Genomic DNA, 14,704 nt, shown 5'->3' with positions numbered 1-14,704 from the left:
CTACTTATTGAAATAGCTTTTTTAAATTCTCCGTAAACGGTTCTTTCACAATTCCTTTTTCCGTAATAATCGCTGTTATATTTTCATGTGGCGTAACATCAAATGCCGGATTGTATACTTTACTTTCTTTCGGAGCCGAATATTGTCCGAAACGATTGATCACTTCAGAAGCATCTCTTTCTTCAATCGGAATTTCTTTTCCTGTCAGTGTTTTCAAATCGATTGTCGGCGTTGGTGCTGCTACATAAAACGGAATGTTATAATATTTAGCCAAAATCGAAACACCTAATGTTCCAATTTTATTTGCTACATCACCATTTGCCGCTACACGATCACATCCAACGATTACTGCATCGATTTTCCCTTGTGACATGACCATAGCCGCCATATTGTCCGTAATGACTGTTACATCAATCCCTGCCCGTTGCAATTCTAATGCCGTTAATGTCGAGCCTTGTAATCTAGGTCGTGTTTCATCCGAATAAATTTTAAGGTCCCACCCTTTTTCTTTCGCTAAATACATCGGAGCTGTTGCAGTACCATACTTAGTCGTTGCTAACGCACCTGCATTACAATGCGTTAATACACCCATGCCATCTTGGAATAAAGTTAATGCATTCTCTCCAATTTGACGGTTAATCTCTTCATCTTCTCTATGAATTTCCTTTGCCTCTTCTAATAGTCTATCTTTCAATTGTGCGATTGATAAGTGAGCATTAGCTGTCGCTACATTTTCCATTCTTTCAAGGGCCCAGAATAAATTTACTGCAGTCGGTCTTGATGTCGCTAAATATGCACATACCTTTTTTACTTCCGCTATAAGCTCTGCCACCGTACTTTTAGCAACGTCATTTACCCCTAAATATATGCCGTAAGCTGCTGAAACACCTATTGCTGGAGCTCCTCGCACTTTCATTACTTGAATTGCATCCCAAACACCCTCAGCTGTTTTAAAAGATTCATAGACTACTTCGTTTGGTAATAAAGTTTGATCCAATAAAACTAAAGCATCATTTTCCCACTGAATTGGTATTAATTGCTCTTCCATCATCTTCTCCCCTTACTTCGCACTATGCATGGACTGTTTTTTTAACGTTTCTACAAAACTCGTACCTGTTTTATATTGATTTGCTCGTAAAATAAACTTCTTCGCTACTTGAAGACAAATTCGCTCCGCTCTAGCACGTGCTTCATCATTCTCAATACAGGTAATATCCTTTACTTTCGCTAATCCAACAATACGACGAATTAACTCAAGACCCGTCACTGCAGCTGTATCCTCTAACACAGATTGTAAATATACGTGGTTAAAGCCTTCTTCCTTCGCCATAATTTCTGTCACATGAATATCCCAAGCATCTAAAAATTTCTTCTTAAATAAATCAATTACCTCTACCATCGTAGTTTTTAGCCAATCCATATACGTATCTTTCTCAGCTCCAGGTGGCATCGTTGCATCTGCATTCACCCAAGCGAACATTAAATTCGCCATTACATTCCCAATGTCATATCCCATAGGTCCATAAAAAGCAAACTCAGGATCAATAACCTTTGTAGAATCATTTTTTACAAAAACAGAACCAGTATGTAAATCACCGTGAAGCAACGCCTGCGCGTTCGTCATAAAAGAAAATTTAAGTTTCGCTACTTCCATACGAAGCTCTTTATCACTATAAATATGCTCTCTAATCCACCCTTCATTTAATTGAAATAATTCGTTGCGTTTATTATGATTTGTAAATGGCTCTGAATATACGAGGTCCTCTGTAATCTCACATAACTCTGGATTTATATAATTCTTCACGAGTTCCTTCTTCTCTTTATGATTCATTACAACATCTGATGTTAATAGAAGCGTATTTACCATAAAAGTAGTTAAATCTTCAGCAAGCCTCGGAAATATTTGATGATTTATAAGTGCTGTACGTAATATTGTGTGATCTGATAAGTCTTCCATTACGCAACAATTCATTACACTATCAAATAAATACACCTTTGGAACAAGTCCTGATGCTAACTCCTCCTCTAACTGCAAAACATCAGATTCAATACGAATACGATTCGTCGACAACTTAAACTCATCTGAAATACGTGCTGTATCCCCAGCCTGCTTCACGATAATGGAATTATTACTCTCCTCATCCCAAACACGAAACACATAATTTAAATTTCCATCTCCTATTTCTTTACATTGTAACCCCTTTGTATCCTCAAACTTAGATAATTTCTCTTTCACATATGCAATCACATCTTTAGCTTCCATTAAAAAATACTTCGTGAACTTAGACATGGTTTCCCCTCCACACTAAATGTAAACGTTTTCTAAAAGCCATAAAAAATAATAGACTGAAATTTTTTCAATCTATACTATATCTTTTTTATTGCAATACATATCTCGTTTTTATTATATCTTTTTAGAAATGAGCGTCAATGTTTCTATTTCTCATTGCAATATACTTCTTATTATATATATTTAAGATGACAATAATTGTTCAAAAAGATTCCGATACATTTTGTTGTATTTATTGCACAATTCTTTGTACAATAAAGTAAGAAGTTACTTTTCAAATCCACAACTTCTAAGAAAGATTTCCTTCCTAAGAATTTATACTTACACCATATCTCTAATATAAACACTAACCTTTCAACCACTCATTTAAAATTTATAAACTTAAAATTACCTTTCCAGTCCCTAGTAGCTTTAATTGAGAATAAATATTAATTAAATTGGAATAAAGTTAGTTTATTCTCTTGACAAAATAACCACTTCTATATGATAATTAATATCGAATTAGAATTATTATAGTTAATTAAAAAATATATTTTATGAGCAAACTAATTTCCGATGCTCAAAACCAACCTTTAGGAGGAATTTTAATATGTTATTAATCGGCACAGAAGTAAAACCGTTTAAAGCTAATGCTTATCATAATGGAGAATTTATCCAAGTTACTGACGAAAGTTTAAAAGGAAAATGGAGCGTAGTTTGTTTCTACCCAGCAGACTTCACATTCGTTTGTCCAACTGAACTTGAAGACTTACAAAACCAATATGCAACTCTAAAAGACTTAGGCGTTGAAGTATACTCTGTATCTACAGACACTCACTTCACTCACAAAGCATGGCATGATAGCTCAGAAACTATCGGCAAAATCGAATACATTATGATTGGTGACCCAACTCGCACAATCACTACAAACTTCAACGTTTTAATGGAAGAAGAAGGTCTTGCTGCTCGTGGTACATTCATCATCGATCCAGACGGCGTTATCCAATCTATGGAAATCAATGCTGACGGTATTGGCCGTGACGCAAGCATTCTTGTTAACAAAATTAAAGCAGCTCAATACGTACGTAACAACCCAGGTGAAGTTTGTCCAGCTAAATGGCAAGAGGGTTCTGCAACACTTAAACCAAGCCTTGACCTTGTAGGCAAAATCTAAGGAGTTCGATCAAAATGATACTAGATGCAGATATAAAAACACAACTATCCCAATACCTTCAGTTAATGGAGAACGATATTTTACTTAAAGTAAGCGCAGGAGACGATAACGTATCTAAAGATATGTTATCTCTAGTAGATGAATTAGCTACTATGTCATCTAAGATTACAGTAGAAAAAGTTGAACTAGAGAGAACACCAAGCTTTAGCGTAAATCGCCCTGGCGAAGACACTGGTGTCGTATTCGCTGGTATTCCATTAGGACACGAATTTACTTCATTAGTGTTAGCTTTACTGCAAGTTAGTGGACGTGCTCCAAAAGTTGAACAAAAATTAATCGATCAAATCAAAAACATTCAAGGCGAATATCATTTTGAATCTTATATCAGCCTAAGTTGTCATAACTGTCCTGATGTTGTACAAGCTCTTAACGTAATGAGCGTTCTAAACTCTAGTATTACACATACTATGATTGATGGCGCTGCATTCAAAGAGGAAGTAGAAAGCAAAGACATCATGGCAGTACCAACTGTTTACCTAAACGGCGAATCTTTCGGAAGCGGTCGTATGACACTTGAAGAAATTTTAGCTAAAATGGGTAACGGTCCAGATGCATCAGAGCTTTCTGATAAAGATCCATACGATGTTCTTGTTGTTGGTGGCGGCCCAGCTGGTGCAAGTGCAGCAATTTATGCAGCACGTAAAGGCATCCGCACTGGTATCGTTGCTGAGCGCTTCGGTGGTCAAGTAATGGATACTATGGGTATTGAGAACTTCATCAGCGTAAAACGCACTGAAGGTCCTAAGCTAGTAGCAAGCCTTGAAGAGCACGTAAAAGAATACGACATCGATGTAATGAATCTACAACGTGCGAAACGTTTAGAGAAAAAAGAACTTATTGAAGTGGAACTTGAAAACGGCGCTATTCTGAAAAGTAAGAGCGTAATCGTTTCAACAGGTGCTCGCTGGCGTAATGTTGGCGTACCAGGTGAAGCTGAGTTCAAAAACAAAGGTGTAGCATACTGCCCACACTGTGACGGCCCATTATTCATCGGAAAAGATGTAGCGGTTATCGGCGGAGGTAACTCTGGTATTGAAGCAGCTATTGACTTAGCAGGTATTGTTAAGCACGTAACTGTTCTTGAATTCATGCCAGAATTAAAAGCTGATGCTGTATTACAAGAGCGTCTTAACAGCTTACCAAACGTAACTGTTCTGAAAAACGTTCAAACGAAAGAAATCACTGGTACTGACAAAGTAAACGGTATTTCTTACATCGATCGTGAAACTGAAGAAGTTCATCACGTTGAATTACAAGGTGTATTCGTTCAAATCGGTCTTGTGCCAAACACAGACTGGTTAGGCGAAACTGTTGAACGCGCTCGCGGTGAAATCGTAACAGATAAGCACGGCGCTACAAACGTACCAGGAGTGTTTGCTGCAGGTGACTGTACAAATAATCCGTACAAACAAATCATCATCTCTATGGGTTCAGGAGCGAATGCAGCTTTAGGTGCATTTGATTACTTAATCCGTAACTAATAAAACAGATTTGAAGAAGCATAGCTATCATTTCGGTAGCTATGCTTCTTTTTTTTATAAGATTATATAATTAAAATAATAATATCAAAAGGAATTACATCTGTATTCTCTGTGTTTCCAGTTCTTCTGAAATAACATCAATTTGACGATCTAGCTTATAAAATTTCATAATGATAATTCCTAAAATTGCTGCGAGCAGCGGTGCCCACAAATAATTTATTTTTATCGCAACAAGTGCGGAATGTGCTTGTTGTTCTGCACCAGGTACATATTTCCCAAAAGAAAGCATCGCTGCCGATAGTGCTCCTCCCACTCCCATGCCTACTTTTGCTCCAAAACTAATAGCCGCAGATAATAACCCTTGAGCTCGAACACCAGATTTCCATTCTCCATAGTCAACAGTGTCTGCAACCATCGCAAATGCCATACTCATAGAAAAACCTTACCCTAAGCTGTTTATAACCATCCCTGTTAAAATGAGAGGAATCGATTGAATATTACTACCGAATAAGGCAGTAGTATAGCCAATAATCATAATCGAAGAACCCATAATCATCGTATTTCTCTTCCCAATTTTCTTAGATACAAATACTGAAAGTGCCAGTGTGATTAATGATACTAGAGATAAAGCCATCGTAACTGCTATAAGATCTGGTCGTTTCATATTATATGTCCAAAAATAAACTGTTGTCTGCGTTTGCATCGTCATAATAGTCATTTGAACAAATCCACTCGCTAAAAGTAGGAACCATGGTACATTTCCTTTTACCGCCTTTATAGACTCACGAAACGGCAAGGGTTTATCATTTGGAGAAACAACCCGTTCCTTAACGTTCAAGAAAGTAATAATGAAGAAAATCCCGCCAATGACACTAAATAAAATCATTGTGAAGAAGAAACCTTTCTGCTGATCACCACCACCAAGTGCTTTAACAATTGGAAGGGTACCAACAGATACCATAATTATCCCAATAAAAGCGAAAAACATTCTAATAGAAGCCAGTTCTGTTCGCTCTTGCGGATTACTCGTCATGCTAGGTAAAATTGATGTAATCGGGATATTTATACCAGAATAAATAATACCAAGAAGTGTATAAGTGATGTAAGCGTATACAATTTTACCTGTAGAACCAAGGTCTGGCGTATAAAATGTCATGACTGCAATAATAGCAAACGGAATACCTAACCACAAAAAGTAGGGCCTGCTTTTCCCCCATTTTGAATTTGTTTTATCAATGAGAATCCCCATCATCGGATCAGCGAAAGCATCCAATACACGTGTTATTAGGAACAAAGAAGCAACAGCGGTAGTACTAATCCCATATACATCCGTATAAAAAAACATCAAATATATAGTAATCATTTGAAAAATCAAATTGGAAGCCGTATCTGAAAGCCCGTAACTAATTCTTTCTCTCCAACCTACTTGTTTCTTCATCATCTCAACTTGCTCCTCTCCTACATATATTCATTCCTATAAGAAAGCTTGCTCAAAAACATTTTTTCAAGCAAGCTTCTAAATTTAGATAAACACTCTCTTAATCTCTTTCGCAATTTCATTCATTAAATCTTCTGCTTGTGGATATAAACCAATCTTATCCATGAAGGCATGATCTGTACCATTGTACTGAATAAGCTTAGTAGTTACACCACTGCGCGCTAGTTTCGCTGCATAAGCTTCACACTCTACTTTTAAATAATCGAATTCAGCAGTTACAATTAGTGTTTGCGGCATGTTACTTAATTTATTTGATAGTAATGGTGAAACATGAGGGTCTGTAATTTCTCCATTATTTTGTAAATACAATTGGAAAAGCAGCTCACTACTTCCAGCCATACCTTCAAGCATTGGAATAATTAATTCCGAATGGTTACGGATTTCATACTGATCGCGGCTCCACTCAAAATCCTCTGTTTGAACACCTGCCATATTCACTGTAGGATAAATAAGTGCTTGAAGCTTAATCATCTTAGTTCCTTTTTCACTATCCATTAGTGCACATACAGTAGCTAAATTACCACCCGCGCTATCTCCAGATACCGCAATTTGTTGTGGGTTCACTCGAAGCTCTGTAGCATGTTCATATACCCATGTTACAGCCTCAAAAGAATCCGTTAGCCCAGCTGGATATGGATGCTCAGGAGCTAATCGATAATCAACAGAAATTACCACAGCGCCAGCCTTTTCAGCTAATGCTTTACAAGGATTTTCTACAACATCGACACTGCCGCCAATAAACCCTCCACCATGGAAGAAAACTACAGCAGGCAAGTTACCTTCATTAGAAGGTGTATAAATTCGTAAAGGAATTGTTCCATTCTTGCCCTCAATTACTTTATACGTCGTTTCAATTTTACTTGTCGTAACGTCTTCATTATTCCAGCCCATCATAGCTCGCATGCCATTAACAAAACTCATAGTATCCGCCGGGTCAAATGATTGATTACCCATCATAGCCATTTGCTCTGCTACTTGTAAATTTACGTGAAGAACCCTAGGATCTAATCCACCAGTTACACTAGAATCGGGAATCGGTTTAGCGATAAAATCAAATCCTCTTTTTTTAACAACGGATGTCTCTTCACTTAAATTCGAAAGAAGATTAGTATATAAAGTTTGATTACTCATCGTTATCATCTCCATCTTAAATATTTTCGAATATAGCTTTCATATATGAATGAACGGTCAATAACTAAAGATTTCTACGATATGTTTTCGTACGAGAATCTTCAATTACATCATTCCAATTCATTCCAAAGGCAAAGTCATATACATGTCCTTCAGAATCAATATGGCATTCCATATCATGTGCCACATCTTCCAGTTGTTCCTCGACTGTTTTCATATTTAGCGGCATTTGCATCGGTAACAAACCGGATGGTTCATAATGCCCAGACAAGATATCCATAATTACTTGATCTTGCACCCCAAAATTCGCTACAATGGCATCCACTTCAGATTCAAATTCTGCAACAACAGTTGGATTCGATAATAAAATTGATACGATGACTGGCTTGCCCTTCATCATTTTTTTTGTTTCCAGTACCATATCTAAATCCGATTCATTATGAGCTGTAACCGTCTTACCTTTATATGAACGATTCATTACATCATTTTCCCTAGAATCACCAGCTATACTATGTGAACGGGCATACTCAGCTGTGTATGGCTTGTATTGAAGACTAATTGGTACATAACCATTTCCTCCATTAGCAGCATCGTCTTGACTGTATCCCGTTCCTGACTTTGGACTTTGAATAAACACAAGTCCGAAATCAGCTTCATCTGAACTAGTAGTAATATCGAAATATTGAGCCACAACGTCAAGATTGACTGGACACTCTAGTTTCTCTTGTGTTGGCATACCAAGCCAGTCTTTCCCAGCCGGTAAATAACGCTTCGGAATATATACTTTGCTTCTAGGCTTCAGCGGCAACGTCTGTCCTTTGTTCTTCAGAAGTACAACTGACTTCAACTGCGCTTCATAACCTGCTCTCATAAATTCTGGATTACTGACGACCTCTTTACTTTTTTCCGACTGTAAATAAGGATTTTCAAAAAGTCCAAGGCGGAACACGTTTAACAACAGGCGTATCGCTGATTGTTCAAACCGATTTCTCATATACTCCGTACCATGTTCGGATACCCCTAATTGATAAGCCTCTAGAACCGGTCCAACTTCATTATTACCGCCAAATTGATCCACACCGGCCATTAATAATTTGTAATGCCGCTCCGCAACACTTAGATGCTCAACTCCCCATGACTTCCCTGTCAAAAATGTATCTTTATCTTCATGCTCATCAGCAGTAATCAACCAGTCTGTGCAAACTACACCATCATAACCATATTGCTCACGTAATAAATCAGTAATTAAATAGGAGCTATAAGAGTTACCTACATTTTCACCATTTTCCTTATCCTGATTGAAAGAAACCGTATAATATGGCATAACTGCAGAAGCCCTACTTGTCTTTTTATCCAATTGGAAAGCACCTTCCACAAAAGGTTTCAAATGTTCTTCAAAATTATTACCTGGATAAACAGCGTACTTTCCACAACCGAAATGTGCATCTCTTCCGCCTTCACCAGATCCTCCTCCAGGCCAATGTTTCACCATGGCGTTCACACTATCTAGCCCCCAGCCATCTTCTAATTCTCGTTCACCTTCTGATGTTTGGAAACCATCTACATAAGCACGAGCCATGTCTGTAGACAAAGTTGAATCCTCACCGAATGTACCGTTGAAACGGAACCAACGTGGATCAGTCGCAATATCAATTTGCGGTGAAAGTGCTGTCGTCATACCAAGCGCCCTGTACTCCTTAGAAGCAACTTCACCAAATGTACGTGTCACCTCTGGATCAAATGTAGCAGCAAGCCCAAGTGTTTCCGGCCAAAATGATACTCGAGAAGCTGTTCCTGCACCAACGTTAAATTCCGAACTTGCATCGGAACCATGACGCGGGTCTGAGCTATTATTTGCAGGAATGCCTAAAGTTGTTCCTTCTGCGATACCTTGCAGCTTATTATTCCAATGCGCAGCCGTTTCTGGATTTTCAACAGTTGTAATAAGAACATGACGGAGATGATCTTCAGTCAAAAATGCAATTTGCTCATCTGTTAAATCCCAAGGCTTCGCACCACTCTCTTCATAAGATTTCCCGCCATAAGTTCCTGAGAACCAACCGCCACTCGCAGCTGGAATTGCTTGATGCCGGCTATATAACATTAATCCCGCAATCTCCCCAATGGACATACGTGAAGCGAGGTCTTTCGCTCGTTCTTCAGCCGATAATCTCCAATCTTCATACGGTTTTAAAATTCCATCCTTACTTAAATTCTTAAAAGATAAACCATTTTTTTCAATAATTCGAACACCTGATAAAGTAGAATAGCCTAGTTTAGGCCCTCCTTCGTTACAAACATATTCAATCACGGGTTGTTGACTATTTATAGCAGTTTTTTCTTGAGCTGACATAACAGCCTCCTCCATTTCTTTAAACTAGATTATTACTTATCAACATGAAGTAAAGTAATAATCCACACGATTAGAAAGCGTTTACAATTTAATTATAAAAAAACCACGCCTCTTTGAAGAGACAGTGGTTTATCGCTTTTTATTACTCTATTTAACCTATTTCTACTTTTAAACCTACAATTTTAAATAAAAGAGATTAAATTTTAACCTAGTTGATCAATACACCGGAATTAGCTCAATTAACTCAATCCCATGTGGTTCCAAAATAGAAATACATGTTTGACCATTATGTACCTCAATATATTGACTAGTCATGCGCGGATGAGTCGCTGCTTTCAAGTATTCCACATCCTCAGAACATAAAGATTTTGGAGCCCCCATCTCTACCCAGCGATCATAACTACTTCCATGCTTTCTACCAAGTGTACGAGTAATCATGCGATATGTACCACTCGGTAAATTAGTAAGTTCCAACTCAATTTTCATAGTCTTTACATCCTTGAAACCATTATAACGATTGACCTCATCAATAAATGAAATATCCCCCAGTGCATATAAATCATCAAAATGACAATAATTAAAAACTAACACTTGATATCCCCCGTGGCCAGAGGTAACTATATAACAATCCCCACGTTCAATGAGTTGATTCCCTAATTTCCCTAGCAATTCGTAAGCAATCATCCCAGCCTTAGGAATACCATATTGGGCGAATAAACCTAATCCACCATGGAACAAATCTGGTGAAGCTACTGTTTCTTCAATATTATCGCTCAGTACCCAGTAACCAAATCCTTCAATACTATCCAAATTATCAATAATATTTTTAACAATATAAGCCGCTTTGTACAGCGTATCATTCGTTAACTCACGATGATATGCTGTCGAATTCCACTCTGTTAAATAAAGATCAATATCATATATTTCATAATCTTCGAGTAGCCTTTTTTCACTTGCAAGCCTATCCTTTAAAAGGTCTGGATTGGGAGATATACCACCAAACTCCTCAATTAACTTTTGAAACGATTCTAATTGTTGGATCTCACTGAACTTCTCCAGCTTATCCATCCTTTCATGTGGGTAAAAATGAAGTGGGATAAAATCCGGCAAACATTGCCGCTCATGACAAAAAGGAAAAAACTCATCATAAATCTCCCCTTCATAAAGCGTAATAACTCGGCCAGGAGCCCCAATTTGCAGATGCGGTGATACTCGTTTTATAGTCTCATAGGTTTTGGCATATAACTCCATGTATTCCTCCATCGTTCCGGGCCAGAACGCCTTCACTTCCGGCTCATTCCAAAATTCAAACTTCCAAGCTTCTACCTCTTCTTTACCATAACGATTCATACAGTGGCGGACAAAATGTTCAACAAGCTCACACCATTTATCTACAGACTTTGGCGGACTAATATAACTTTTCATATAAAAAATAGTTTTATCCTGATCCCTTGCTAACGCCGAGGGCATAAAACCAAGCTCAACAAACGGCTTAAGATTAATAGAAAGAAGAAAGTCAAATAACTCATCAACTAATCTAAAATTATATTTAGCTCTTCCCGCCTCATCTTCTGAGTACACCATCATAGGATCATCGAATATACCATGAAACCTTAAATAGCGGAAAGGACAGCGCTTCTGAACTAGTTTGAGTTGTTGTTGTATATCCGCATGTAATCCTTCTTTCGCTTTACCAATTGTTATTAAACTTTTCCATGTATGCCTTAAATGTCTATCTTTCTTAGAAACATCTATCTGATATGTTACCGTTTCTAGCGGCGTAATCTCCTCCATCTGCTGCGAGGGACTTCTCTTTAAGTACTGACTAATAATACCGAGCGCACTAGATTGATTAAACGTCAAATAATTAGCCGTTACTCTCTCCTTTTTATCCCCCACATCTAGCCGAAAATGCTTTCGATATTCACTTGGCGTTTCATTGTACCTTGCTTTAAACGTGGCATAAAATGACTTAACATTTGGAAACCCATGCTTCAGTGCTATATCAGCAATAGGTGTTTCAATATTATAAAGCAACTCCTCCACCGTATGTTTCAAACGAATACTTGCCAGATACGATTGAAAGTTAAGTCCAATATTCTCTCTAAAAAACTTGGACAAATATGGAATAGATAAATATTCACGCTCAGCAATTGAATGTAATGTAATAAATTCTTTATAATGATCATCAATGTAAGTAATGATACGAAGCATACGCTCCATATACTTCTCACTCATGATCTCCTCTGATTCCTCAAGCCTAAATTGTTTCAATAGGATAGAGAATACTTCTAGCATTCGAATTTGCATGTCAATCTTATATACATTACCTTGATGATACTGTAATTGCACCATCTCAGCCAGCAATCGTCGAATCTGATTTAAAGCATGACGTCGTTCCTTCCCTTTATCTCCTGAATAACAATGAAAGCTAATCTCCTCTACCTGCACCAATTTTTCCTTTATATAACTAGAAGGGATAAGGAACGTTGCAATTATATTTCTATCAAGACCTATCACTTCATGCACATGACATTGATTAATTAACAATACGTCACCTTCCGAAAGCATCCTTCTTTCATCATTCACTCTAACTTCTACTGTACCACGTAATACAAAAATGATTTCTACGCTGTTATGCCAATGGCTCGGCACATAATTGATACTATTCAGTGAAACATCGAAAGGTAGACTGTTGTTAACCTCAATTAACTCATATATGGCATTTCGCATGAAGTTCGCCTCTCTTTCCTAATAATTGCATGCCTGCTTAATCAATACTCCTACCAACGTATATAAGCCAATACTTCCATTCACACCATTTATCTCTTAGTTCCCCAATCTATAAATTAAAAACCTCTCATTTCCATTCTTCTCATACGCCCCTGGCAACCTAATTTCCTTCTTCAATTCAAATGCAGTCTGATTCTCCAAGAAGAAAATATAATCTTCAGAAGGATAGTATAAAATAATATCAATTTCTCTCTCCACCGCTTCTACCGAAAGCAAAATGTTATTTACTACGTTCATAAACACTTGTACAGAAAATGGATTGAAGAAATAAAATTGGTTATCACGCGGATCAATCTCGTATTTCTGTGCTAAACAACATTCAAATTGAATTTTATCTTTACTGTTTCTTACCTTCCTTGCATAACGCTCACGGTTTTCCATTGCTTCTTTATAAAACTCTTCATTCATTTCAATCCCAACCGCTGATGCACCGCACTTATGGTGCATGTAAAAGTTTAGCCGCCCTTTTCCGCATCCAAAGTCTACAATTCGATCACTACTTTTAATTTCGTATTGGCTCAATAATTCCTCTAACCCACTATATGGCGTTGGCTCATAGCGGTGGTAATGCATAGACTTATTAAAGCCTTTTTGCTCACCGACAGTTTTTATATGTAATACAGCATCGTAATATTGTTCGTTCATTCGTTTGCTCCTATTAAGAAATATTACTATTATTATACACCACGTACTGAATGCTCATTTTTCATCAAATTAATTGGTACGTGAAATTATATTGTCGCAAATGAAAATATATCGACTTAACGACAAATTCCTACAAAAAAAACAGGAGCTTTCTAGCCCCTGTCTTCTAATACTTTCAATACAGTTTGTTTTAATATTTCTACTCCATCCATTATACAGCTATGATCAAACTTCATATACGGATGGTGTAATCCAGGTTGTAAGTTCGCCCCTAGTCCAAGCATGACAGCTTTTAAATGGGGTCTTTTCACTGTATAGTAATGGAAATCATCGCTTCCTGTCGTATACAGTGGTCCAGTACATCCCTCTTCCCCGTACACTTCAAGAATACCTTTTCGCATAAAGCGCTCAGCTTCTTCTGACACTTCAGCTCCTGGTACGAGATCGATCCACTCATAAGAAAGTTTAGATCCCATTGATTCAGCTGACTGAATTACTTGCTCTATTTTTCGCTTCAATTCATCTAGTAATATGTTATTTTCTGCTCTTACATCTAAACTAAAATGCCCGTTACCTGGAATAATATTTAGATTATCACCGCCAGCTTGGCATCTCGTCATCTTAACAGAATAAGACGTCTGCGGCGGTAACCATATATTTTTCAATCCAATATTAATCATTGAGATGACATCAATTGCATTTATCCCTTGATGTGGGCGTGCCCCGTGTGCATCATCTCCGTGAATCATCCCTTCTAAAAATCCTGCAGCTCCGTGACGAATAGATGGGGCAGCTTGTTTCAAAGGCAGTTCTTCAATCGGCCTTAAATGAACACCAAATAAGAAATCAGCATCATCCACGGCGCCCTTCTCTACCATCTTTAAAGAACCATTTCCTTTTTCCTCTGCCGGCTGAAAAATAAATCTAACAGTACCGCTATCCCATCTCATATTTTTCAATTGTAAAATAAGGCCCATCACAATTGTCATATGAGCATCGTGGCCGCATGAGTGATTCGCTTTAAATTCTCCGTCTACTTCTTGCCATAGCGCATCCATATCAGCACGAATCGCGATAACTGGATTCCCGCTTCCGATTTCAGCAATCACGCCAGGGCAATCATCAAATATTTTATATGAAATTCCTTCTTCTTTTAGAAAGTTAGTAATATAAGCTGTCGTTTCATATTCCTTCCAGCTTACTTCAGGGTTTTCATGTAAATGCTGAAAAATTTCAGTTAAACGCTCTTGTAGTTCTAATGTTTTCAACTTTTCATTCTCCTTCCCAAATTACAAACCAT

9 protein-coding genes and 1 pseudogene are annotated in these 14,704 nt (G+C 37.6%); 2 read left to right on the top strand and 8 right to left on the bottom strand.

Features of this window, described 5'->3' with window-relative positions; all coding sequences use genetic code 11:
- Nucleotides 1-4: 4 nt before the first annotated feature.
- Both mtnA and mtnK read right to left on the bottom strand, forming a co-directional pair.
- On the bottom strand, nt 5-1,048 hold the full coding sequence (gene mtnA / locus MR071_RS10665) for an S-methyl-5-thioribose-1-phosphate isomerase (RefSeq protein ID WP_242235946.1): 1,044 nt from the start codon (nt 1,046-1,048) through the stop codon (nt 5-7).
- A 12-nt stretch (nt 1,049-1,060) separates the two neighbouring features.
- Nucleotides 1,061-2,290, bottom strand: coding sequence for an S-methyl-5-thioribose kinase (mtnK, locus tag MR071_RS10660; RefSeq protein ID WP_242235942.1), 1,230 nt, complete (start codon nt 2,288-2,290; stop codon nt 1,061-1,063).
- Nucleotides 2,291-2,879: 589 nt separating this feature from the next.
- On the opposite strand from mtnK, the gene ahpC reads away from it, so the two are divergent.
- Together ahpC and ahpF are read left to right on the top strand one after the other, a co-directional pair.
- Nucleotides 2,880-3,443 (top strand): alkyl hydroperoxide reductase subunit C, encoded by a 564-nt coding sequence (gene ahpC, locus MR071_RS10655; RefSeq protein ID WP_000924420.1) that lies wholly within the window; start codon nt 2,880-2,882, stop codon nt 3,441-3,443.
- A 14-nt stretch (nt 3,444-3,457) separates the two neighbouring features.
- On the top strand, nt 3,458-4,984 hold the full coding sequence (gene ahpF, locus MR071_RS10650; RefSeq protein WP_242235939.1) for an alkyl hydroperoxide reductase subunit F: 1,527 nt from the start codon (nt 3,458-3,460) through the stop codon (nt 4,982-4,984).
- A 94-nt stretch (nt 4,985-5,078) separates the two neighbouring features.
- Here ahpF and MR071_RS10645 read toward each other — a convergent pair.
- The 6 genes and pseudogenes from MR071_RS10645 to MR071_RS10620 form a co-directional block, all read right to left on the bottom strand.
- A pseudogene (locus MR071_RS10645) lies at nt 5,079-6,422 on the bottom strand (glycoside-pentoside-hexuronide (GPH):cation symporter).
- Between the two features lie 84 nt (nt 6,423-6,506).
- Nucleotides 6,507-7,613, bottom strand: a complete 1,107-nt coding sequence (locus tag MR071_RS10640; protein ID WP_242235937.1) for an alpha/beta hydrolase — start codon at nt 7,611-7,613, stop codon at nt 6,507-6,509.
- 64 nt (nt 7,614-7,677) lie between these two features.
- Nucleotides 7,678-9,966 (bottom strand): glycoside hydrolase family 3 protein, encoded by a 2,289-nt coding sequence (locus MR071_RS10635; RefSeq protein WP_242235935.1) that lies wholly within the window; start codon nt 9,964-9,966, stop codon nt 7,678-7,680.
- A 216-nt stretch (nt 9,967-10,182) separates the two neighbouring features.
- Nucleotides 10,183-12,699: a GH39 family glycosyl hydrolase gene (locus MR071_RS10630; RefSeq protein WP_242235933.1), complete on the bottom strand. Its 2,517-nt coding sequence runs from the start codon at nt 12,697-12,699 to the stop codon at nt 10,183-10,185.
- Nucleotides 12,700-12,795: 96 nt separating this feature from the next.
- A complete protein-coding gene (locus MR071_RS10625) occupies nt 12,796-13,404 on the bottom strand; it encodes an SAM-dependent methyltransferase (RefSeq protein ID WP_105586245.1) in 609 nt (202 codons plus the stop codon).
- Between the two features lie 152 nt (nt 13,405-13,556).
- Nucleotides 13,557-14,672 carry a M20 peptidase aminoacylase family protein gene (locus tag MR071_RS10620; RefSeq protein ID WP_242235931.1) on the bottom strand — a complete coding sequence of 372 codons (1,116 nt, stop codon included), beginning with the start codon at nt 14,670-14,672 and terminating at the stop codon, nt 13,557-13,559.
- Nucleotides 14,673-14,704: the final 32 nt, after the last annotated feature.

The organism is Bacillus cereus group sp. BfR-BA-01316 (genome assembly GCF_022664195.1).
Lineage (GTDB): Bacteria > Bacillota > Bacilli > Bacillales > Bacillaceae_G > Bacillus_A.
The sequence above is the reverse complement of the archived record's forward strand: the minus strand, read 5'-3'. Positions and strand labels throughout refer to the sequence as shown.

Bases quoted from the DNA above. Each gene is read 5' to 3' on its own strand.
- mtnA (WP_242235946.1), bottom strand. From the start codon at position 1,048: ATGGAAGAGCAATTAATACCAATTCAGTGGGAAAATGATGCTTTAGTT.
- mtnK (WP_242235942.1), bottom strand. From the start codon at position 2,290: ATGTCTAAGTTCACGAAGTATTTTTTAATGGAAGCTAAAGATGTGATT.
- ahpC (WP_000924420.1), top strand. From the start codon at position 2,880: ATGTTATTAATCGGCACAGAAGTAAAACCGTTTAAAGCTAATGCTTAT.
- ahpF (WP_242235939.1), top strand. From the start codon at position 3,458: ATGATACTAGATGCAGATATAAAAACACAACTATCCCAATACCTTCAG.
- MR071_RS10640 (WP_242235937.1), bottom strand. From the start codon at position 7,613: ATGAGTAATCAAACTTTATATACTAATCTTCTTTCGAATTTAAGTGAA.
- MR071_RS10635 (WP_242235935.1), bottom strand. From the start codon at position 9,966: ATGTCAGCTCAAGAAAAAACTGCTATAAATAGTCAACAACCCGTGATT.
- MR071_RS10630 (WP_242235933.1), bottom strand. From the start codon at position 12,699: ATGCGAAATGCCATATATGAGTTAATTGAGGTTAACAACAGTCTACCT.
- MR071_RS10625 (WP_105586245.1), bottom strand. From the start codon at position 13,404: ATGAACGAACAATATTACGATGCTGTATTACATATAAAAACTGTCGGT.